Source organism: Roseateles sp. P5_E4 (assembly GCF_054049255.1).
Map to the genome: position 1 here is coordinate 307,327 of NZ_JBFUMS010000004.1, position 22,200 is coordinate 329,526.

18 protein-coding genes are annotated in these 22,200 nt (G+C 67.7%); 16 read left to right on the plus strand and 2 right to left on the minus strand.

The annotated features are described in order from the left end of the window. The first annotated feature begins 10 nt into the window (after window positions 1–10). The 9 genes from ACXJLH_RS10600 to ACXJLH_RS10640 all read left to right on the plus strand — a co-directional run bounded on the left by ACXJLH_RS10600 (window position 11) and on the right by ACXJLH_RS10640 (window position 15,222). The gene (locus ACXJLH_RS10600; RefSeq protein WP_457443948.1) at window positions 11–2,962 is read left to right on the plus strand and encodes a TonB-dependent receptor; all 2,952 of its coding nucleotides are present in this window, start codon (window positions 11–13) and stop codon (window positions 2,960–2,962) included. A 61-nt stretch (window positions 2,963–3,023) separates the two neighbouring features. Beyond that, window positions 3,024–4,445, plus strand: a complete 1,422-nt coding sequence (locus ACXJLH_RS10605; protein ID WP_457443950.1) for a glucoamylase family protein — start codon at window positions 3,024–3,026, stop codon at window positions 4,443–4,445. Between the two features lies 1 nt (window position 4,446). Continuing rightward, entirely contained in the window at window positions 4,447–5,718 is a 1,272-nt protein-coding gene (locus ACXJLH_RS10610; protein WP_457443952.1) for a sugar ABC transporter substrate-binding protein, read from the plus strand. Then, a complete protein-coding gene (locus ACXJLH_RS10615) occupies window positions 5,715–6,611 on the plus strand; it encodes a carbohydrate ABC transporter permease (protein WP_457443954.1) in 897 nt (298 codons plus the stop codon). Before ACXJLH_RS10610 ends, ACXJLH_RS10615 begins: the two co-directional genes overlap by 4 nt. 89 nt (window positions 6,612–6,700) lie before the next feature. After that, the gene (locus ACXJLH_RS10620) at window positions 6,701–7,420 is read left to right on the plus strand and encodes a carbohydrate ABC transporter permease (RefSeq protein ID WP_235531826.1); all 720 of its coding nucleotides are present in this window, start codon (window positions 6,701–6,703) and stop codon (window positions 7,418–7,420) included. 610 nt (window positions 7,421–8,030) lie between these two features. After that, window positions 8,031–10,997, plus strand: a complete 2,967-nt coding sequence (locus ACXJLH_RS10625) for a hypothetical protein (RefSeq protein ID WP_457443955.1) — start codon at window positions 8,031–8,033, stop codon at window positions 10,995–10,997. Then, complete coding sequence (locus ACXJLH_RS10630) at window positions 10,994–11,713, plus strand: carboxylesterase family protein (protein WP_457322720.1); 720 nt, start codon at window positions 10,994–10,996, stop codon at window positions 11,711–11,713. The genes ACXJLH_RS10625 and ACXJLH_RS10630 overlap by 4 nt, the downstream gene beginning before the upstream one ends. After that, on the plus strand, window positions 11,710–14,991 hold the full coding sequence (locus ACXJLH_RS10635) for a GH36-type glycosyl hydrolase domain-containing protein (RefSeq protein ID WP_457443957.1): 3,282 nt from the start codon (window positions 11,710–11,712) through the stop codon (window positions 14,989–14,991). Before ACXJLH_RS10630 ends, ACXJLH_RS10635 begins: the two co-directional genes overlap by 4 nt. Before the next feature lie 9 nt (window positions 14,992–15,000). Beyond that, the gene (locus ACXJLH_RS10640) at window positions 15,001–15,222 is read left to right on the plus strand and encodes a hypothetical protein (RefSeq protein WP_056192911.1); all 222 of its coding nucleotides are present in this window, start codon (window positions 15,001–15,003) and stop codon (window positions 15,220–15,222) included. On the opposite strand, the gene dtd is transcribed toward ACXJLH_RS10640, so the two are convergent. After that, complete coding sequence (gene dtd / locus ACXJLH_RS10645; protein WP_056192908.1) at window positions 15,219–15,659, minus strand: D-aminoacyl-tRNA deacylase; 441 nt, start codon at window positions 15,657–15,659, stop codon at window positions 15,219–15,221. The genes ACXJLH_RS10640 and dtd overlap by 4 nt on opposite strands. Then, window positions 15,656–16,549 carry a cation diffusion facilitator family transporter gene (locus ACXJLH_RS10650; RefSeq protein ID WP_056192904.1) on the minus strand — a complete coding sequence of 298 codons (894 nt, stop codon included), beginning with the start codon at window positions 16,547–16,549 and terminating at the stop codon, window positions 15,656–15,658. The genes dtd and ACXJLH_RS10650 overlap by 4 nt, the downstream gene beginning before the upstream one ends. A 50-nt stretch (window positions 16,550–16,599) precedes the next feature. On the opposite strand from ACXJLH_RS10650, the gene ACXJLH_RS10655 reads away from it, so the two are divergent. From ACXJLH_RS10655 to ACXJLH_RS10685, 7 genes are all read left to right on the plus strand, one after another. Next, window positions 16,600–17,610 (plus strand): dienelactone hydrolase family protein, encoded by a 1,011-nt coding sequence (locus tag ACXJLH_RS10655; RefSeq protein WP_056193136.1) that lies wholly within the window; start codon window positions 16,600–16,602, stop codon window positions 17,608–17,610. Between the two features lie 103 nt (window positions 17,611–17,713). Next, window positions 17,714–18,619: an acetylglutamate kinase gene (argB, locus tag ACXJLH_RS10660; RefSeq protein ID WP_457390321.1), complete on the plus strand. Its 906-nt coding sequence runs from the start codon at window positions 17,714–17,716 to the stop codon at window positions 18,617–18,619. A gap of 119 nt (window positions 18,620–18,738) precedes the next feature. After that, window positions 18,739–19,425, plus strand: a complete 687-nt coding sequence (locus tag ACXJLH_RS10665) for a pyrimidine 5'-nucleotidase (RefSeq protein WP_056192898.1) — start codon at window positions 18,739–18,741, stop codon at window positions 19,423–19,425. Between the two features lie 77 nt (window positions 19,426–19,502). Next, window positions 19,503–20,189: a response regulator gene (locus tag ACXJLH_RS10670; protein WP_056192896.1), complete on the plus strand. Its 687-nt coding sequence runs from the start codon at window positions 19,503–19,505 to the stop codon at window positions 20,187–20,189. Window positions 20,190–20,217: 28 nt separating this feature from the next. Next, window positions 20,218–20,847 (plus strand): nucleoid occlusion factor SlmA, encoded by a 630-nt coding sequence (gene slmA / locus ACXJLH_RS10675; RefSeq protein ID WP_457443959.1) that lies wholly within the window; start codon window positions 20,218–20,220, stop codon window positions 20,845–20,847. A gap of 23 nt (window positions 20,848–20,870) precedes the next feature. Next, window positions 20,871–21,737 (plus strand): ATP-binding protein, encoded by an 867-nt coding sequence (locus ACXJLH_RS10680; protein WP_457443960.1) that lies wholly within the window; start codon window positions 20,871–20,873, stop codon window positions 21,735–21,737. After that, entirely contained in the window at window positions 21,734–22,159 is a 426-nt protein-coding gene (locus ACXJLH_RS10685) for an NUDIX domain-containing protein (RefSeq protein WP_056192887.1), read from the plus strand. The genes ACXJLH_RS10680 and ACXJLH_RS10685 overlap by 4 nt, the downstream gene beginning before the upstream one ends. The last annotated feature ends 41 nt before the right edge of the window (window positions 22,160–22,200 follow it).

Here is a 22,200-nt window from a genome sequence, read left to right on the forward strand (position 1 = left end):
CAAGGACATCATGAGCACCCCGACCCCCCGCACCAAACCCAGACTTCTCACCCGCCATCTCTGCGCCGCCGGCCTGATCGGCGGGCTGCTGATGGCGGCCCTGCCCGCGCAGGCGCAGAGCGCCAGCGCCACCGTGCGCGGCACCATCACAGCGGCTGGCGCCACGGCGCCGGCAGGCACTGATGTCGTCGCCGTCAACAAGGCCAACGGCAATACCTACCGGACCAAGACCCTGCCCGACGGCAGCTATGTACTCGTCGGCCTGAACCCCGGCAACTACGAGGTCCGGGTGGCCGGTGCTGCCACCGGCAGTGTGGTTACGCTGTCCGTCGGCCAGAACGCGACGCTGGACCTCGGCAGCACGGACGCCAAGCTCGGCACCGTCGTGATCCAGGGCAGCGCGCAGCGCCAGGGCGTCATCGATTCCCAGGTCGGCACCACGGTGTCCAACAAGATGATCGAGGCCATCCCGCAGGCCACGCGCAACTTCCTGTCGGCAGCGGACTTCGCTCCCGGCGTGCGCTTCGACACCGACGCCAGCGGCAATACGCGTCTGCGCGGTGGCTCGCAAAACATTGACGCTGTAAACGTTTTCATCGACGGCGTCGGCCACAAGAACAACATCCTGCGCGGCGGCCTGAACGGCCAGGACACCAGCCAGGGCAACCCATTCCCGCAGACGGCCATCGCCGAGTACCGCGTGCTGACGCAGAACTACAAGGCCGAGTTCGACCAGGTCTCCAGCGTCGCCATTTCCGCCGTCACCAAGTCCGGCGGCAACGAGACCCATGGCAGCGTCTACGTCAACCGCACCGGGAGCAACTGGACGTCGCTGAGCCCCATCCAGGAGAGGGACAAGGCAAATCACATTGATCCTCCCTCGTACAAGCAGATCGAAGGCGGCTTCAGCATCGGTGGCGCCATCAAGCCCGACACGCTGCACTACTTCGTCGCCTACGACGGCAAGTCCATCGACAAGCCGCGCCAGTTGACTGCGATGAACCTGGACAAATACCCGAACAGCCCCGGCATCGTCCCCGCCATCGCTGCGCAGCAGGGCTCGTTCAAGGGCCAGTTCAAGGAGCATCTGCTGTTCGGCAAGCTGTCGGCCGAGATCGATGACCGCCAGCGGCTGGACCTGTCCACCACGCTGCGCAAGGAAACCAGCTACTCGGTCGACGGTGACCGCTTCGCGCCGAGCACGGCCATCAACAACAACAACAACGAGTACCGCGTCGACCTGGCCCACGAGTACGCCGGGGACAGCTGGCTGAATGAAGCGCGCGTGGGGTGGGAAAGCTCGAAGTGGAACCCGCAGTCGGACTCCACCGACCCGCTGGTGCGCTACAAGTACTCGCCCACCAACGCGATCAACAACGTCCAGGACGTCTTCTTCACCGGCGGCTCGCCCAACGCGCAGGACCGGCGCCAGAGCGGCGTCTACCTGAAGGATGACCTCAGCTACACGGGCCTGGCCGGCCATGTGGTCAAGGGCGGCGTCCAGTTCAAGGCCATGAAGTACGACCTCAGCGGCACCGCCTTCCGTGTGGCGGCGATCGACACCGTGCTGAACACGACGACCGGCCAGCCCTACTTCAACGGTCTCAGTTGCACCGGCACCAACGTCAGCAGCAGCGGGCTGTCCAGCGACCAGTGCAACATCCGCCTGCCCATTCCCACCGCGTCGGCGAACTTCAAGAACAACCAGTACGGCATCTATCTGCAGGACGACTGGAAGGTCAGCAAGCAGCTGGAATTGAACCTCGGTGCGCGCTGGGACTATGAAGACAACATGCTGAACAACAGCTATGTGACGCCAGCCGACCGCATCGCCGCGCTGAACGCGCTGGATGGCCGGACCGTCGATGGCATCACCGCGCCGCCGGGGCAGACCTACGCCCAGACCTTGGCCAAAGGCGGCATCAACATCGCCGACTACATCTCCACCGGTGATTCGCGCAAGCCGTTCAAGAAGGCCCTGGCACCGCGCCTGGGCGCGTCCTACGACGTGTTCAGCAACAAGGCCACGGTGGTCTACGGCGGCTGGGGCCGTAGCTACGACCGCCGCATGGCCAACAACGCGCTGGACGAGCTGCAGAAGAACGCGGCGCCCAACGGCGAGATCTGGCTGATCCGCAACAAGTTCAAGATGCCCTTTGCCGACCAGATGAGCCTGGGCGTGCGCCAGGCCGTGGGTGAATGGAATCTGGACGTCGCGGTGTCGAACATCCACGCGAAGAACCAGTTCTTCTGGTCCAACGGCAACCGTGATCCCAACGGCGGCTTCGGCAACTCCAACAACGTGGACCCGCTGTGGGGCGGCGCCCCGCGCAACTACGGCACCATCGTGCTGGGTGACTTTTCCGGCGAGAACAAGGCGACCAGCATCTTCCTGTCATTGGAGAAGCCCTACACCCAGGCCAGCGGCTGGAGCATGACGGTGGCCTACACCCACACCGACGCGAAGACCACCAACAACGAATGGTCGGATGACATCTTCGACTGGACCTACGGCAAGGCCAATCACGGGTTCCACCCGACCAAGGATGCAGAGAAGAACCGCCTGGTCGTTGGCGGCCTGATCGACAGCCTGCCCTGGGGCATGCAGCTTTCTGGCAAGTTGACCGTGGGTGACGGCCAGCCGCGTCGGGTGGTCGATTGCCATACCGGGTTCAGCGGCCCCACCGGCTGCAGCGCCGTGGCGCGCGGCTCCGACACCTACAAGCAACTCGACCTGGCGCTTTCCAAGAGCTTCAAGGTCTATGGCGGCGACCTGCAGATCCGTGCCGATGTGCTCAACCTGTTCAACACCGCCAACTGGGGCTACTACGACGACTGGGTCGGCGGCCCGTCCACGCCGCCGAAGAACGCCCTCGGTGGCGACAACGACCACTTCGACACCCGCACCGGCGTGCGCGGCTCGATGCGGCAGTTCAAGCTGGGCGTGAGCTACTCGTTCTGATCCTGAAGACCGGAAGCCGGCCGCGCCGAACGCGCGGCCGGCTCCCACAATCACCCCCATCATGAGTTTGCTGACCCGACGCGCCGTCCTGGCCCACGGCGCCGGCCTCGCCCTGGCCGCCAACCTGCCCAGCTGGGCCGAGGCGCCGGCGCAAGCCGCCGACACCTTTCTCGCCGACCTCGAGCGGCGCACCTTCGACTTCTTCTGGGAGACGACCGACGCCCGCACCGGCCTCGCACCCGACCGCTGGCCCACACCGTCATTCGCCAGCATCGCGGCCGTCGGTTTTGCGCTGAGCGCCTATCCCGTCGGCGTGGCGCGTGGCTACATCACGCGAGCGCAGGCTGCCCAGCGCACGCTGACGACGCTGCGCTTCTTCGCCGACCTGCCGCAGGGCCCGGGCAAGACCGGCGTGGCGGGCCACAAGGGCTTTTTCTATCACTTCCTCGACATGAAGGAGGGCCTGCGCTTCGACCGCTGCGAGCTCTCCACCGTCGATACGGCTCTGCTGCTGATGGGCGCCCTGCATGCCCAGAGCTTCTTTGACGGCGAGCATGCCGACGAGGCCGCCATCCGCGCACTGGCGGACGAGCTCTATGGCCGCGTCGACTGGACCTGGGCCCAGGTGCGCCCGCCGTCCATCAGCCACGGCTGGTCGCCGGAGAAGGGTTTCATCCGCAGCGACTGGAAGGGCTACAACGAGGCGATGCTGGTCTATCTGCTGGCACTCGGTTCGCCGACCCATCCGGTCAAGCCCGAGGCCTGGGACGCCTGGACCAGCACCTACGACCAGCAGAGCTGGGGCGAGAGCTATGGCCAGACCTTGTTGCGCTTCCCGCCGCTGTTCGGCCACCAGTTCACGCACTGCTGGGTGGACTTCCGCGGCATCCGCGACGCCTACATGCGTGACAAGGGCTTGGACTATTTCGAGAACTCGCGCCGCGCGACCTATGTGCAGCAGGCCTACGCCAAGGACAACCCGCTCGGCTGGCAGGGCTACGGCGGCGAGGTCTGGGGCGTCAGCGCCAGCGACGGCCCGGCCGACATCTCGCTGCAGTACACCACCACCGCCGGCAAGACAGTGAAGCGCCGCTTCATCAGCTATGCCGGCCGCGGCATGGGCCTGCATGACGACGGCACGCTGGCGCCCTATGCGGCTGGCGGCTCCATCGCCTTCGCGCCCGAGATCGTCATCCCGGCGCTGATGGCCATCAAGGAGCGCTACCCGCACACCTGGGGCCGCTACGGCTTCTGGGATGCCTTCAACCCCAGCTTCAACTTCCCCGATGTGCGCCTCACGCATGGCCGCATCGAGCCCGGCAAGGGATGGGTGGACACCGACATGCTGGGCATCGACCAGGGCCCGCTGCTCGCGATGATGGGCAACCATCGCGGCGAGCTGGTGTGGCAGGCGATGCGCAGGAATGCGTACCTCATCAAGGGCTTGAAGCGGGCTGGCTTCACCGGAGGCTGGCTCGGCTGACATGCGCCGCCGTGACCTGCTCAGCGCTTCCGCCGCCGCGGCCCTGACTGGCTGCGCGCGTCACGACGGCACGACGACACTGCGCTTCTGGGCCATGGGCCGCGAGAGCGAGGTCGTGGCTGAGCTGATGCCCGGCTTCGAGCGCGAACACCCCGGCGTGCGCGTCAAGGTCGAGCAACTCCCCTGGACGGCCGCGCACGAGAAGCTGCTGACGGCATTCGCTGGCGACGCCACGCCCGATCTGGCCCAGGTCGGCAACACCTGGCTGCCCGAGATGCAGGCCCTGGGCGCGCTGGAGCCGCTGGAGCCTTGGCTGGCGCGCACGCCGGCACTGCAGGCGACGGACTATTTCGAAGGCGTCTGGGCCACCAACCTGGCCGGTGGCCAGCGCGTGGGCCTGCCCTGGTATGTCGACACGCGGCTGATGTTTGTGCGCCAGGATCTGCTGGCCAAGGCCGGCATCAAGGCCATGCCTGTGAGTTGGGATGACTGGCGCGCCGCGCTGGCGCGGCTGCGCGAGCAGGGCATGGACAAACCCATCCTGCTGCCGACCAACGAATCCGCGCCGCTGCTTGCCTTGGCCCTGCAGCAGCCGGGCGAGGTGCTGCGCGACGGCGGCCGCTACGGCAACTTCTCAGGCCCGGGCTTTCGCAAGGCTTTGTCCTTCTACCTGGAGCGCTTCCAGCGCGGCGAGGCGCCCGGCGTCAGCGAGGTGCAGATCGGCAACCTCTGGCAGGAGTTCGGCCGCGGCAACTTCGCCTTCTACATGTCGGGGCCCTGGGACATCGGCGAGTTCAAGCGCCGCCTGCCGGCCGAACTGGCCAATGCCTGGATCACCGCCGAGCTGCCTGGCCCGGACGGCCCCGGCGTCTCCATCGCCGGTGGTGCCAGCCTCGCCATGTTCAAGCGCTCGCGCCACAAGCCCGAAGTCTGGGCGCTGATCAGCTACCTGAGCCGGCCCGACGTGCAGCTCGAGTTCTACCGCCTGACGGGTGACCTGCCGGCGCGGCGCGGTGCCTGGGCCCTGCCTTTGAACGGCGCCACGCTGGCCGAGGACCGCCACGCCGCCGCCTTCCGCCGCCAGCTCGAGCGCGTGCGCGCGGCGCCGGCCGTGCCGGAATGGGAGCGCATCGAGAAGGAGATGCAGCTCGCGGCCACGCGCGCGGTGCACGGCGTGACCGACCTCGACACGACGGTGCGTTCGCTGGATGCCCTCGTCGACGGCATCCTGGAAAAGCGCCGCTGGATGCTGGACCGAAAGACCGCCGCATGAAGCACAGTGGTCGCGAATCCCTCGCCGCCTGGGCCTTCGCCGCCCCGGCGCTGATCGTCATCGCGCTGTTCTTTGGCGTGCCCGTCTTCGCCGGCCTTGCGTTGAGCCTCACCGATTTCGACATCTATGCGCTGGCCGACCTGCGCAACCTGCGCTGGCAAGGCTGGGACAACTATGTGCACGTGTTGAGCCTGCCGCTGTTCTGGAAGGCGCTGGGCAATACCCTCTACTTCGTCGTGCTCGGCGTGCCGCTGTCGATCGGCGTGTCGCTGGCCGCGGCCGTGCTGCTGCAGTCGAAGCTGGTGCGTTTCAAGCCGCTGCTGCGCACCGCCTTGTTCGCCCCCGTGGTGACCACGCTGGTGGCCGTCGCCGTCATCTGGCGCTATCTCTTCCACGTCAAATACGGTCTGGTGAACTACACGCTGCAGTCCCTGGGCCTGGACCCCGTCGACTGGCTGGGCGACCCGCACTGGTCCATGCCCACCATCATCCTGTTCGCCGCCTGGAAGAACTTCGGCGGCAACATGATCATCTTCATCGCGGCGCTGCAGGCCGTGCCGCATGACCTGTACGAGGCCGCGCGGCTGGACGGCGCGCGCAGCTGGGCGCAGTTCCGCTACATCACGCTGGCCAGCATCGCGCCGACCCTGCTGATGGTCACCATCCTGACGACGGCCGGGTACTTCCAGCTTTTTGCCGAGCCCTATGTGATGACCCAGGGCGGCCCGCTGCAGAGCACGGTCAGCGTGCTCTACCTGATGTACGAAGAAGGCTTCAAGTGGTGGAACCTGGGCCTGGCCTCGGCGGTGGCCTTCGTGCTCTTCGTCGTCATCGTGGTGGTCAGCAAGGGCCTGATCGCCGTGCAGCGGCGGCTGACGGGGGAGGGCGCATGAAGCCCAGGACCCTTCTGGTCAATGGCCTGCTGTGGGCCTTTGCGGCACTGGCGGCCTTCCCGCTGGTGTGGATGGTGTGTGTGTCGCTGATGCCGGCCGGCAGCGCCTCCAGCCTGCCGCCGCCGCTGGTCCCGCACGACCCGACGCTGGTGCACTACCGCCAGTTGCTCGGCGACGGTGGCTTGAAGCGAGCCTTCGTCAACAGCCTGGGGCTGGCCGTGGTGAGCACGTTGATGTCGGTGAGCTTCAATACGCTGGCGGGCTACTCGTTCGCCAAGCTGCGCTTTCGCCACCGCGAGCGGGTGTTCGGGCTGCTGATCGCGGCGCTTGTCATCCCGGGGCAGGTGGCGATGCTGCCGCTGTTCCTGATGCTCAAGGGCATGGGCCTGGTGAACACATGGATGGGCGTGCTGATTCCCAGCATGGCGGGGATCTTTGGCATCTTCCTTGTGCGGCAGTACGCGCGAGGGGTGCCGGATGAATTGCTGGAGGCGGCTCGGTTGGATGGGGCAGGGGAGGGGCGCATCTTCTGGAACATCGTGCTGCCGACGTTGAAGCCGGTGTTGGTGACGCTGGCGGTGTTTGCCTTTTTAGGAAGTTGGAACGACTTCATGTGGCCGTTGATCGTGTTGACGGATGGCGAGATGCACACGCTGCCAGTCGCATTGGCTGCGTTGTCGCGGGAGCATGTGAACGACAGCGAGCTGATGATGGCGGGGGCGGTGATCACCGTGCTGCCGGTGCTGGGGTTGTTTGTGGCGCTGCAGAGGTATTACATGCAGGGGCTGTTGATGGGGAGTGTGAAATGACGGCCCGTTGCAGTGGCTTTGTGCCTATGCCCAGCCGGGAGTTCGCCCCGGCGGGCGACCTTCTTTTTGAGCGACCAAAAAGAAGGCAAAAAGTCGCCCCTGCGAAACCGCCCCTGCGGGGTTCCCTGCGATGCTCTGAACCCGGGGCCGCGCCCAACTCACTTCGCTACGCTGCGTTCAAACAAAGGGGCGCGAAGTCAGAGCTTGAGGCTCGCTGCGCTCGCGCCCCGGGCTCCTGCGCTTCTCGGCGGTTTAGAAGGGGAGTTCTCGAAGCAGCCGAACAGCCAACAGCCAAACCCGAAAGCCGTTCGCACCGAGGTGGTTTTCTCCCCCCCTTTGAGCCCGCCGAGGAACGCAAGACCTTGAGGCCGCGCGCGCAGCGCGCCTCAAGAACTGACTCCGCGCAACTGTTTGACCGCAGCGTAGCGAAGGGAGTTTTGCGCGGGGCCTCAAGGGCTGAGTACCGCAGGGCACCCCGCTGCGAAGCAAAGGGGCGGGCGGTTCGGGGGCGACTTCTTTGCCTACTTTCTTGTTCGCACAAGAAAGTAGGTCGCCCGCCGGGGCGAACTCCCGGCATGGGCCTTACCTCTCAACCTGCAGCCGCCAAGCCATGAGAAGGTTTCTCTACGTCTTGCTGACTTGCACCCTGCTCGCGTGCCTTGCGTCTCACGCCGCCATCCTCGATGACATGAAGGACGCCACCCGCTGGAAAGCCACCGCCTCCGACCAGGTCAAGGCTACCCTTCGACAAGACTCTCGCGACGACTCCCTCTGCCTCGACTACGACTTTGCCGGCGTCTCCGGCTATGCCGTGCTGCGCCGCGAACTGCCGCTGGACTGGCCGGCCGACTTCGCGCTGACCACCCAGCTCAAGGGCAAGACCATCGGCAACGACGTGCAGATCAAGTTCGTCGACGCCAGCGGCGACAACGTCTGGTGGATCAATCGCCCCGCGCTCGCATTGCCAGAAACGTTGACCGAGACGCGCTTCAAGCGCCGCCACGTCGCCTTCGCCTGGGGGCCGACCGAGGACCGCGTGCTCAAGCGCAGCCAGTTCATCGAATTTGTCGTCGTCGCCGGCCAGCAAGGCGGCGGGGCAGGCGCCCTGTGCGTCGGCGCCCTGGGCCTGGAGCCGCGCGAGCCCGCGCCCAAGGCCTGGCCTGCGCCGCGTCGCAGGCTGGGCGCCAGCGAGATGACGCTGGACTTCCAGTCCTTGCGGGAGTTCAACGGCCTGTGGTTCGACAGTGGCGCGGCCATGCGCGTCGAGGTCTCCGACGACAACCGGCGCTGGAAGACGCTGTCCACCCAACCCGGCCGCGCCGTCTTCCTCGGCGAGCAGGAATGGCGCTGGATTCGCCTGCGTTACGAAGGAAAAAAGCCGCCTGAGGTCGAGTTGCGTGACGCCGCGCAATGGCCGGACCGCAACGCCGCCGTCGCTGAGCTGGCCAAGTCCCTGCCGCGCGGCGAGCTGCCGCGGGCCTTCCTCGGCGAACAGAATTACTGGACCGTCGTCGGCGTGGATGGCGGTGCCCAGCGCTCCGGCCTGGTCAGCGAGGACGGCGCCATCGAGCTGACCCGCGGCGGCCCCAGCATCGAGCCGACCGTGCGCCTGGCTGATGGTCGTCTCGTCACTTGGGCTCAGGTGCGCACGGGGCACAGCCTCATCGAGCACGCCTTGCCGGTCGTTCGGTGGCAGCATGCAGACGTCGAGTTGCGCGTCGAAGCCGGTGCCGACGGTCCGGCCAAGGCGCCGCAGCTGCTGGCCCGCTACACGCTACGCAACCCCACCAGCAAACCGCAGCGCTACTCGCTGCTGCTGACGTTGCGCCCCTGGCAGGTCAACCCGCCGCAGCAATTCCTGTCGACACAAGGAGGCATCAGTCCTTTGCCCACCGTGGCCTGGGCCGATGGCAAGTTGACTGCTGCCGGCCTGGCCCTCCAGCCACGCGAGACGCCAGCCGAAGTGCGCGCCGCATCGTGGAGCGCCGGCCCTGGCTTCGCCACGCTGCTGCAGGCGCCGCCCCTCACGCAACTGGCGGACGCCGAGCAACTGCCCTCCGCGCTGATGCGCTTCGACATCGAACTCGCATCGGGCGAGGCACGCAGCCTGGGCTGGGTGACGGGCGGTGATGCGGGCGCCCTCGACACCCGCCTGGCCGTCGCGGCGGCGCAATGGCGCGACCGCCTCGGCGTGCTGGAACTGAACCTGCCGCCCCAAGCCCAGCCCATCGCCGACACCATGCGCAGCGCGCTGGCGCAGATCCTCGTGTCCCGCGACGGCCCCGCGCTGCGCCCCGGCACGCGCTCCTATGCCCGCTCGTGGGTGCGCGATGGCGCCATGATGGTGGCCGGCCTCGTGCGCATGGGTGAGGCCCAGGCCGCGCGCGAGTTCGTCGACTGGTATGGCGGCTATATCTTCGAGTCGGGCAAGGTGCCCTGCTGCGTCGACCAGCGCGGCGCCGACCCCGTCGTCGAGAACGACAGCCACGGCCAATACCTGTTTGCCGTCGCCGAGCTCTGGCGTCACACCCAGGATCGCGCGCTGCTGGAGCACCACTGGCCCAAGGTGCAGCGCGTCGTGGCGTGGATGGAGGCCCTGCGCCAGAGTGAACGCAAGCCGGGTGCCGACGCGCGCTTCAAAGGACTCATGCCGCCGTCCATCAGCCACGAGGGCTACAGCGACAAGCCGGCCTATTCCTATTGGGACGACTTCTGGGCCTTGCGCGGCTACAAGGACGCGGTGCAGATTGCCCAGGCCCTGGGTGACACCGCGCAGGCCGTGCGCTGGGCGGTGTCGCGTGACGAGTTCGAGGCCGAACTGGGCGCCTCCATCACTGCGACCGCCCGGCACTACCAGCTGAACCACATCGCCGGCGCCGCCGATCGCGGCGACTTCGATGCGACGTCGACCACCATGGCCCTCAACCCGGCCCAGGCGGACAAGCTGCCGCCCGAACTGCTGCGCGGCACCTTTGACCGCTATGTGTCGGAAGCCGAGGCCCGCATCACGGGCCGCAAGGCCTGGGCCGACTACACGCCCTACGAGCTGCGCAATGTCAGCGCCCTGGTGCGCCTGGGTCGGGTGGATGAAGCGCACCGGCTGCTGGCCTGGTTCTTCACGCACCAGCGCCCGATGGGCTGGAACCAGTGGGCCGAGGTGGTGCGGCCCGATGCGCGCGAGGCCCGCTTCCTGGGCGACATGCCGCATGCCTGGATCTCGTCCGACTACCTGCGCGCGGCCCTGGACCTGCTGGCCTACGAGCGCGAAGCCACTGGCAGCCTCGTGCTCGGCGCGGGTTTGTCGCCAGCCTGGCGTGCGGCCGGTGACATCGGCGTGGCCGGCCTGTCCACGGCCTGGGGGCGGCTGGACTACCGCTTGCTCAAACGCGCCGATGGCGGCTGGACGCTGCATATCGACCGCCGGCCCGAACGACTGCCTGGTGAATTGCGCCTGGCCTGGCCGGGTACGGAGCGGTTGCCGAGCGCTAACGTCGAGACTCAGGGCCTGAGCTGGCAGGATCGCGAGCTGCCCCTGCCCGCCAACGCCACCACCATCCAGCTGGAGCCCACACCATGACGATGAACCGCCGCCAGTTGCTGTTGACGACGCCGGCTCTGCTCAGCGCCTGCGCGGCTTTGCCGCCCACGCCTGCCGGCCTGGCCGCCGGCGAGCAGCGCGCCTGGGAGCTCGAAGGCCAGCGCTTCTGGATCTGGCTGCCGCGCGAATACAGCCAACGCACCGAAGCCTGGCCGCTGGTTGTCTTTCTGCACGGCTCGGGCGAGCGTGGCACCGACCTGGAGAAGGTCAAGGTCCACGGCCCGCCCAAGCTGGTCGCCGTCGGCGCCGACTATCCGTGCATCGTTGTCAGCCCGCAGCTCGAGGACAACCTGCGTTGGGACCCCGAGCGATTGCACAAGCTGCTCGGCGCCCTCAAGGCCAGGCTCAATATCGATCCGCAGCGCTGCGTCGGTACCGGCCTGTCCCTCGGCGGCTTCGGCGTGTGGCACTGGGCCACGGCCTTCCCGCGCGACCTCGCGGCCATCGCACCTGTCTGCGGCTTTGGCGATCCGGCCAAGGTGTCCGCCATGCGCGGCGTGCCGGTGCGCGGCTATCACGGCGAGCAGGACCAAGTCGTGCCGTTGGCGCCGCACATCGCCTGTGTCGAGGCGCTGCGCGCGGCCGGTGGCACTGCATCACTGACCATCTACCCCGGTGTCGGCCACGACTCCTGGACGCCGGCCTATCAAGATCCTGGACTGCTGCCCTGGCTGTTGGCGCAGCGACAAACATGACCGTTCACTCCCTTGGCAACAAAGTCGGCCTCGAGGCCGAGCTGCTGTCCCATGGCGCGCTGCGCCGCCTGATGTTCGGGCCGGCGCTGATGCTCAACCTCTTCCCCGGCAACGAGCTGGAAGGCGGGCCGGCCAATGTCTGGCTGCGCCGGCGCGATGCGGGCGGCAATTGGCGCATCGCAGCGCTGCTGGGGCCGCTCTCGCCGCTGAGCGCGCACACCGACGAAGGTGCCTTCGAGATGCGCGGTGAGTGGGACGGCCTGGCCCTGCGCCTGCAACTGCGCCTGGCCGCAGATGAGCTCGTGCTGTTCTGGCATCTGCAGGCCGCGAACGTTAGCGACACCGCCTGCGAGATCGCACCCGTGCTGGTGCAGGACGTGGGCCTGGCCGACTATGGCGCCGCGCGCACCAACGAGTTCTATGTCAGCCACTACATCGACCTGCAGCCGCTGCAGCACCCCGGCCACGGCGTGCTGCTGGCCGCACGCCAGAACCAGGCGCAGGGCGGCAAGCACCCCTGGCTGCTGGCCGGCTCGTTGCGCCGCGCGGAGAGTTTTGCGACCGATGCCAGCCAGGTCTGGGGCCATGCCGCGCGTGAGGGCGCCTTGCCGCCCGGGCTGTTGAGCGGCCTGCCGGGTCAGCGCCTGCAGCACGAGCACGCCCTGGTCGGGTTGCAGGACGAGGCACTGCCGCTCGCGCCCGGTGAGCGCGCGGCGGCGGGCTTTTTCCTGGCGCTGCAAGCCCATCATCCCGGGGCCAGCAGCGACGCCGACCTGGCCCGGCTGCCCACGCTGCTGGCGCTGCCCGAGGCCCAGCCATCCAACATGCTGGACGCGCCGGGCCTCTTGCCGGCGCCCAGCCTGTTCGCCAGCGCATCGATGCTGGCCAGCCGGGACTTCAGCGACGAGGACCTGGCCGCCTACATCCCCGGCGAGCGTCGCCATGAGGAATGGCAGGGCAACCAGCGCTTGAGTTTCTTCACCGGCGAGGCGACCCACGTCGTGTTGCGCGCCAAGGAACTGCTGGTGCGGCGGCCCCACGGCCACATCCTGCGCAGCGGCGACCATCTCGTGCCTGACGAAGGCGCGCTGACTTCCACCTGCTGGATGGGCGGTGTCTTCCATTCCATGCTGACCCAGGGCCATGTCAGCATCAACCGCCTGCTGTCCACGCAGCGCAGCCTGCTCGGCCTGTTCTGCACGGCCGGCCTGCGGTTGTTCGTGCAGCCACAGGTGAGCGACTGGCTGCTGCTCGGCCTGCCGTCGGCTTTCGAGATCCAGCCGCAGCGTTGCCGCTGGCTCTATGCCTTTGATACCAGCGTCATCGAGGTCGTCGCGTCGGCCGGCGCCACGCCGGATGCGATGGCGCTGAGCGTGCGCATGCTCAAGGGCCGGGCGCTGCGCCTGCGCGCCAGCCTCAATCTGGCCGTGGGCGGTGACGATGGCGCCGCGCCATTCAAGCCCGTGTGGGAGCACAGTGGCAGCCGGCTGCGCATCACGCCGCCCGAAGGCAGCGAGCTGGCGGAACGCTTTCCCGGTGGCGGCCTCGTCATCGACGCGCCGGGCCTGGCCATCGTGGGCGACGACGGCCGGCTGTTCGACGACGGTGTCAGCCGCGGCGAGCCGCTGGTCTGCCTCGACTTCTCGCCGGCGTCGGCGTTTTCGCTGACGCTGCGCGGCGAGCTGCTCGACACCGTGCCACCACCCGCCCAGCCGCTGACGCTGCCGCATTGGCAGCACCCGGCCCTGGCGCAGTTGAGCGACATCCTGCCCTGGTATGCCCACAACGCCCTGGTGCACTACCTGTCGCCGCGTGGCCTGGAGCAGTATTCGGGTGGCGGTTGGGGCACGCGCGATGTCTGCCAGGGGCCGCTGGAAATGCTGCTGGCCCTGGGCCAGACCGCACCGGTGCGGGATCTGCTGCTGCGTGTGTTCAGCAACCAGAACCCGGATGGCGATTGGCCGCAGTGGTTCATGTTCTTCGAGCGCGAGGCCAAGATCCGTGCCGGCGACTCGCATGGCGACATCGTCTTCTGGCCGCTGCTGGGCTTGGCGCAGTACCTGATCGCCTCCGGCGATGCGGGCATCCTCGATGAAGTGATGGCCTTCCACGGCGGCGAGCGGGCCACGTTGGCGGCGCATGTCGAGCAGGCGCTGGCGCTGATCCGCCAGCGCGTCGTGCCCGGCACGGGGCTGGCCGCCTACTGGCATGGCGACTGGAACGACTCGCTGCAGCCGGCTGACCCGGCGCTGCGCGAGCGCCTGTGCAGCGCCTGGACCGTGACGCTGCACCACCAGATGCTGCACACGCTGGCGACGGCCTTCACGCAGATCGGCCGAGCCCATGACGCCGCCGCGCTGACCGCCGAGGCCATGGGCGTGCGCGCCGAGTTCCAGCGCCTGCTGGTGCAGGACGATGTCGTCGCCGGCTACGCCCTCTTTCCCGAGCAGGGCGAGCGTGAGCTGTGGATCCACCCGCGCGACACCCGCACCGGCCTGCGCTACAGCCTGCTGCCGATGATGCATGCCGTCATCGACGAGCTCTTCACCCCCGAGCAGGCCGCCATCCAGGCCGCGCTGATCGAGCAGCATCTGAAGGGCCCCGATGGTGCCCGCCTGTTCGACGCGCCGCTACCCTATCGCGGCGGCCCGTCGCAGCTGTTCCAGCGCGCCGAGACCAGCACCTTCTTCGGCCGCGAGATCGGCATCATGTACATGCATGCCCATCTGCGCTATGCCCAGATGCTGGCCCATCTCGGTCACGCCGAAGCCTTCCTGCAGGCGCTCGCGCTGGCCCACCCGATTGCACTGACCGACCGCGTGCCCAGCGCGAGCCGGCGCCAGGCCAATTGCTACTACTCCAGCTCCGATGCCGCCTTCCCCGACCGCTACGAGGCCCAGGCCCATTACGGCCGAGCGCTGGCCGGCGAGGTGGCGCTGGACGGCGGCTGGCGCATCTATTCCAGCGGCCCGGGCATCGCGCTGGGTCTGGTCATCAACTCGCTGCTCGGCCTGCGGCTGGAGCAGGGCGCCCTCGTCGTCGATCCTGTCATGCCGCCGTTGCTGGACGGGCTCACCGTGCAGCTGGTGCTGGCGGACTTGCGCTTCGAGCTGACCTACCGCGTCGGCTTGCGCGGATATGGTGTGGAGCGGGTGCGGGACGAGGCGGGCGCCGAGCTGCCGGCCATGCGGCGCGCGAACGCCTACCGCATGGCTGGGCTGGCGCTGGCGCGGCCTGTGCCGGGCAGCCTGTCGCGGCTGACGATAGAGATCGGGTAGGAGATCCTCGTGGTGAAGATCCTTGCGAAGTTCTGGCTCTTGCGCTTCCTGCAGGTGTTCGTGCTGGCATGCGCCGTGCTGGGCGGCATCGAAGCCCTGCAGCATGGCGGACAGGAGGCGTCCTACCGGTCCGTGCTGACCTGGGCGGCGCTCACGGCGTTGATGACGGCGACGGTCTCGGCCTGGTGGGCCTACAAGCGCCAGTGCAAACTCGTCTTCAAGGATCCCTAAACCATCCGTATCGGGATGGTGACGGGGCCGTCGTTGATGAGGTGGACCTGCATGTCGGCACCGAACTCGCCATTGGCGACGACAGGGTGCTGGCTTCGTGCAAACGCCAGCGCGTGCTCGTAGAGCCGGCGTCCCGGCTCCGCCGGAGCAGCGCCCGTGAAGCTCGGCCGGTTGCCGGCACTCGTGTCGGCCGCCAGCGTGAACTGGCTGACGATGAGCAGGCCGCCGGCCACGTCCTGCAGGCTGCGGTTCATCTTGCCGGCGTCGTCGCTGAAGACGCGCAGCTTCAGCACCTTGGTGATCAGCTTCTCGGCGGTCGCCTCGCTGTCGGTGGGTTCGGCGCAGACCAGCATCAGCAAGCCCGGGCCGATGGCGCCGACAACAGCACCGCCCACCTCCACGCGTGCCTCGCGCACCCTTTGCAATACCGCGATCACACCAGGTCCTCCTCATCCATGTTGTGCGCCTCGACGTCCATGGGCAGCAGCTGGATGCTGGCGCGCAGCCCGGGCACGGCACTCATCAGCGCCTGCTCGACGTCCACGCGCAGCGCCGCGGCGCGGCCCAGAGTCCAGCTGGCCGGCATGTGCATGTGCAGGTCGATGAAGCGACGCTGGCCGGCCACGCGGCTGGCGATGTGGTCGAAGCGGATGGCGTGCGGATGGATAAAGCCGTCCAGCACCGCCATCACCTGAGTCATGGATTCGGCGTCCAGGGCCTGGTCCATCAGGCCACCGGTGGACTCGCGCATCAGATGCACGCCTTCGCGCAGGATGTTCAGCGCCACGATGATGGCCAGCAACGGGTCCAGCCATTGCCAGCCGGTGGCCATGACACCCAGCAGCCCGGCCACGACACCGGCCGAGGTCCAGACGTCGGTGATCAGGTGGCGCGCATCGCCCTCCAGTGCCACCGAGCGCACCTCGCGTGCCTTGCGCAGCATGGCCCAGGCCATGGCACCGTTCAACGCCGAGCTGACGACGGCCAGCGTGACGCCGACGCCGATGGCTTCCAGAGCCTGGGGGTGTTGCCAGCGGTCTGCAGCGCCCCACAGGATGCCCAGGCCGGCCGCGATGATGAGGATGCCCTCGAACCCGCTGGAGAAGTATTCGGCCTTGTGGTGACCATAGGGGTGGCCTTCATCCGGTGGCTGGGCGGCCAGCGTCACCATGGCCAGGGCGAACACGGCGCCGGCCAGGTTGACGAGGGACTCCAACGCGTCGGCCGCCAGGCTGACCGAGCCCGTCCACCACCACGCGGCGGTCTTCAGCGCAATGGTCACGAGGGCGACTGCGACCGAGAGCTTGAGATAGGCGCTGGCTTGCATGGCGGCATTGTCAGCGGCGCGCAGCAGGCCCCCGCAGAATGGGTGCCATGATGAATGCCGCTTTGATACGCGTTGCGGCCAGCCTGCTGGCCATGCTGTTGCTGGCGTTGCCGTTCGCGACGCCGGCCCAGGACCTGAAACCCGATACGCAGGGGCGCATCGACTTCGACAGCTTCACGCCCAAGACCATGTTCGACCTCGCCCGCGAGCGCCGCCAGAACTGGGCGGCGCAGCGCGTCTGGGGCGAACTGAGCCTGCCCAGGGGCGCCGGCGACAAGGTCCCGGCCATGGTGCTGATGCATGGCAGCGCCGGCGTGGAGAGCAGCATGTCGCAATGGGTCGACGCCTTGAACGACATCGGCGTCGCTACCTTCGTCGTCCACGTCTTTGAGGCGCGCGGCGTCAAGCGCACGGCGGAGAACCAGACGCTTGTTCCCTACTCGGCCGACCTGATGGACGCCTTCCAGGCGCTGATGCTGCTCGCCGGTCATCCACGCATCGATGCTTCCCGTATCGGCATCATGGGCTTCTCGCGCGGCGGAAGCGTGGCCTTCCAGACCGCCATCGAACCGCTGCGCCGTGCCGTGGTGAAGAGTGACCTGAGCTTCGCCCTGCACATCCCGGTGTACGCGGGATGCAACCAGGTCTACTGGTCGCCGCGAGTGACGAAGGCGCCGCTGCTCAACCTCGTCGGCGCTGAAGACGACTACGCCACGGCGCGGCCCTGCGAGCAGTTGGCCGAGCGCTACGCCGAGGCGGGCACGCCGGCTCGCACCATCAACTACGCCGGGGCGCCGCATTCCTGGGACGCCATGTACCAGCCCTTCCTGCTGGAGGGGGCCACGTCGGCAGCGCCCTGCGGCGTGCTGCGCTGGGACATCGAGGCGTGGAAGATCACGGCCGAGCGCACCGGCGCGACCATCGACGCGGCGAGGCTTGGGGAGTTCTTCGACAGCTGCGTCATCCGGGGCGTGCATGTCGGGCGCAACGAATCGGCCTTCCGGCAATCGCGAGCGGATGTGAAGGCCTTCGTGCGGCAGGTGTTTTTCGCCGGCAAGTGACCCGCGGGCATGCGCCGGATGCATCCTCAGGCTGGCGGGTCATGGGAGCGACCGCCATGGCGGCGTCCCTAGAATCCGCCTGCTGCTTTCCGGAGTCCGCTGCATGACCACCCCCCATACCACCGACGTCTCCCACATCGCCCCGCGCGAGAAGGCCGAGATCCTTTCGCAGGCCCTGCCTTACATCCGCAAGTTCCACGGCAAGACCATCGTCATCAAATACGGCGGCAATGCGATGACCGACCCGGGCCTGCAGCAGGACTTCGCCGAGGACGTGGTGCTGCTCAAGCTCGTGGGCCTGAACCCCATCGTCGTGCACGGCGGCGGGCCGCAGATCGAAGGCGCCTTGAGCCGCCTGGGCAAGAAAGGCGAGTTCGTGCAGGGCATGCGCGTCACCGACGAGGAAACCATGGAGGTCGTCGAGTGGGTGCTGGCCGGCCAGGTGCAGCAGGACATCGTCGGCCTCATCAATGCCGCCGGCGGCAAGGCCGTGGGCCTCACGGGCCGCGACGGCGGCATGATCCGCGCGAAGAAGCTCAAGATGATGGACAAGGACGATCCGGCCAAGGAGCACGACGTCGGCCAGGTCGGCGACATCGTCGCCATCGACCCCAGCGTCGTGAAGGCCCTGCAGGACGACCAGTTCATCCCCGTCGTCAGCCCCATCGGCTTTGGCGAGCACAACGAGAGCTACAACATCAACGCCGACGTCGTCGCCGCCAAGCTGGCCACGGTGCTGCAGGCCGAGAAGCTGCTGATGCTGACCAACATCCGCGGCGTGCTGGACAAGAACGGCGAGCTGCTGACCGAGCTGACGCCGCGCCGCATCGACGAGCTGGTGGCCGACGGCACCATCAGTGGCGGCATGATCCCCAAGATCGCCGGCGCCATTGACGCGGCCAAGAGCGGTGTCAATGCCGTGCACATCATCGACGGCCGTGTGCCGCACGCCATGCTGCTGGAGATACTGACCGATCAGGCCTACGGCACGATGATTTCGTCTCGATGAGACGAAATGCTCGTGCCGCGTCTGAGCCGAAGGGGAGGACTTGCGATGATTTCGTCTCGATGAGACGGAATGCGCGTTCCGCGTCTGAGCCGAAGGCGAGGACTTGCGATGATCGGTGGGTGACGAAATCTCGCGACCCGGTCTGGCTGTTCGACCTCGACGACACCCTGCACAACGCTTCGCATCGGGCGTTCACCGAGCTGAATGCGTCGATGGCGGCCTATATGGTCACCTACCTCGGCCTGACGGAAGAGCAGGCCGCCGCTCTGCGCAACCGCTACTGGCAGCGCTATGGCGCAACGCTGACGGGGCTGCAGCGCCACCATGGCGTGAAGCCGGCGCATTTCCTCAGCGAGACCCATCGCCTGCCCGGGCTGGAGGCCCATCTGCATGGCCACGGCCATGACCTGGCCGCGCTGCGCCGCCTGCCGGGGCGCAAGCTGCTGATGACCAATGCGCCGCGCAGCTATGCCGAGCGCGTGCTGGCGGCCATCGGGCTGTCCGGCGTCTTCGAGCGCCTGATCTGCGTCGAGGACATGATCATCTTCGGCCACTCCCGCCCCAAGCCCGATACGCGCATGTTCCGTATCGTGCTGGCACGCCTGAAGCTGAAGCCGGAACGCTGCATCCTCGTTGAAGACACGCTGATCCACCAGAAATCGGCCCGCAGCCTGGGGCTGCGCACCGTCTGGATGCAGCGCTGGCTGCGCAAGGCGGCCGATGGCCGGCGCCTGCAGCACCGCCCGGCCTACGTGACCCAGCGGGTGCGTTCCCTGGCAGCCTTGTTACGCTACCCCCTGTTCTGAAGGAAGACGCTCATGGATGAGGGGGTATCCTCACCTGACAATGCGGCTTCCGCGCGTTTGGAAAGTCCACAGAGTCCATGTCCCCGTTCTCGGTCCTGATCGTCGAAGACCAAGCCCGCTTCCGCGAGGCTTTCACTCACGCTCTGGGCAGCGTGCCCGACATCGAGCTGCTGGGCATCGCGCCCGACCTGCCCCAGGGCCGGCGCATGTTCGATCAGTTGCAGCCCGACGTCCTGCTCGTTGACCTGGACTTGCCTGGCGGCAGCGGCATCGAGCTGATCCGCCATGCGGCCCAGACCCGGCCGCAGTGCGAGGTCATGGTCATTTCCGTCTTCGGCGATGAGCAGCATGTGGTCGCCAGCATCGAGGCTGGCGCCACCGGCTATCTGCTGAAAGACAGCCTGGCGCTGGACCTGCCCGGCCAGCTGCGCTCTCTGCGCGCCGGCGGCAGCCCCATCAGCCCCGTCATCGCCCGCCGCCTGCTGGTGCGTCTGGCCCCCGGGTCGCAGAACTCGACCGGCCCCTCGCCGGAGGCCATGGCCGCGACGATGGCCGACGAGGAAGTGGTCGCCCTGTCCGAGCAGGAATCGCGCGTGCTGCACCTGGCGGCCAAGGGTTTCACCTTCGATGAGATCGCGCAGTTCATGCAGGTCTCGCCGCACACGGTGATGACCTACGTCAAGCGGGTCTACCGCAAGCTGCACGTGCGCTCCAAAGTGGAAGCGATCTACGAAGCTCGCCGCCTGGGCTGGCTGCGCGACTAGGGCTGTAACAGGCCCTAACATCGCCGGCATGGACGCCGACCAGCCCGCCGCCGACAGCCCCGCTGCCAACCCCAAGAAGCGCCCCAAGCCCGGCGAGCGCCGCACGCAGATCCTGCAGGTGCTGGCCGGCATGCTGGAGCAGCCGGGCGCCGACCGCATCACGACGGCGGCGCTGGCAGCCAAGCTCGACGTCAGCGAGGCGGCCCTGTACCGCCATTTCGCAAGCAAGGCGCAGATGTTCGAGGCGCTGATCGATTTCATCGAGAGCAGCGTCTTCGGCCTGGTCAACCAGATCGCCGACTCGCCGCATCCCCTGCCGCCGCCTGGCAAGGCCGCGCGCATCGCCAGCGTCATCCTGCAGTTCGGCGAAAAGAATCCCGGCATGGCTCGGGTGATGGTGGGCGACGCCCTGGTCTACGAGAACGAGCGGCTGGTGGCCCGCATGAACCAGTTCTTCGACCGCATCGAATCCTCGCTGCGCCAGGTACTGCGCGCCGCAGCCGAGGCGCAGGGTTCACTGACGCCGACCGTGCAGGCCAATGCACAGGCCTCGGTCTGGGTCAGCTTCATCATCGGCCGGCTGCAGCGCTATGCGCGCTCGGGCTTCAAGCGGCTGCCGACGGAGCAGCTCGAAGCCTCGCTCAGGGCGATCGCCTGAGCCTGGCCGCCTAAACTGCGGCGATGTCTGCCGCTCTGGATTCCTTCCTCACCCGCGCCGAGGGCCTGCTGACCCGGCTCGAAGCCGTTCTGCCCCACGCCGCCACGCCGCCCGACTGGGCTGCTTCCACCGCCTTTCGCGCCCGCCGGCGCCATGGCGCCCTGGTGCTTGAGCCGGTGCGCGCCGTCAGCCGCATCCGCCTGTCAGACCTGCAGGAAGTCGAGCCGCAGAAGGAGCGGCTGCTGCGCAACACCGCCCAGTTCGTCGCCGGCAAGCCGGCCAACAACGTGCTCCTGACGGGCGCCAAGGGCACGGGCAAGAGTTCGCTGATCAAGGCCGTGCTCAACGAGTTTTCGAGCCAGGGCCTGCGCCTCATCGAAGTCGACAAGGCCGACTTGGTGGACCTGCCGGACCTGGTCGAACAGGTTGCGGCCCGCCCGGAGCGCTTCGTGGTTTTCTGCGATGACTTGAGCTTCGACGAAGGCGAGGCCAGCTACAAGGCGCTGAAGAGCGTGCTCGACGGCTCCGTTGCTGCCGCCACCGACAACGTGCTGATCTACGCCACCAGCAACCGCCGCCACCTGCTGCCCGAGAAGATGGCCGACAACCTTGCGGGCACCCACGGCGAGCATGGCGAAATCCATCCCGGCGAGGCCGTGGAGGAGAAGATTTCGCTGTCCGAGCGCTTCGGGCTGTGGATCAGTTTCTACCCCTTCAGCCAGAACGAATACCTGGCCATCGTGGCGCAGTGGTTGCGCCACTTTGGCGTGGACGACGCCGCCATTGAAGGGGCACGCCAGCCGGCGCTGATCTGGGCGCTGGAGCGCGGCTCGCGCTCGGGCCGTGTGGCTTACCAGTTCGCGCGCGACATGGCAGGGCGTGCCGAATGACTGAACGTCCCATCACCGAAGTGGCGGTTGGCGTTCTCGTCGCGCCTGACGGCCAGTTCTTGCTGACCTCGCGCCCCGAGGGCAAGGTCTACGCCGGCTACTGGGAATTCCCGGGCGGCAAGGTCGAGCCGGGCGAAAGCATCGAGCAGGCGCTGGCGCGTGAGCTGCGCGAGGAACTGGGTGTGCAGATCGGCGCAGCCCATCCGTGGAAGATGCTGGTCATGGACTACCCGCACGCCCGCGTGCGGCTGAACTTCTGCAAGGTGTACGACTGGCAGGGCGATTTCCAGATGCTGGAAGGCCAGCAGATGGCCTGGTCCGGCCTGCCGGCGCAGGTCCGGCCGGTGCTGCCTGGGACGATCCCGGTGCTGGAGTGGTTCGCTGAAGAGCGCCGGCACGTCGGTCCGACTCACCTAGACTGAAACCATGGAAACGCAGCCCCCACGCTCACTTCGTTCTCTGC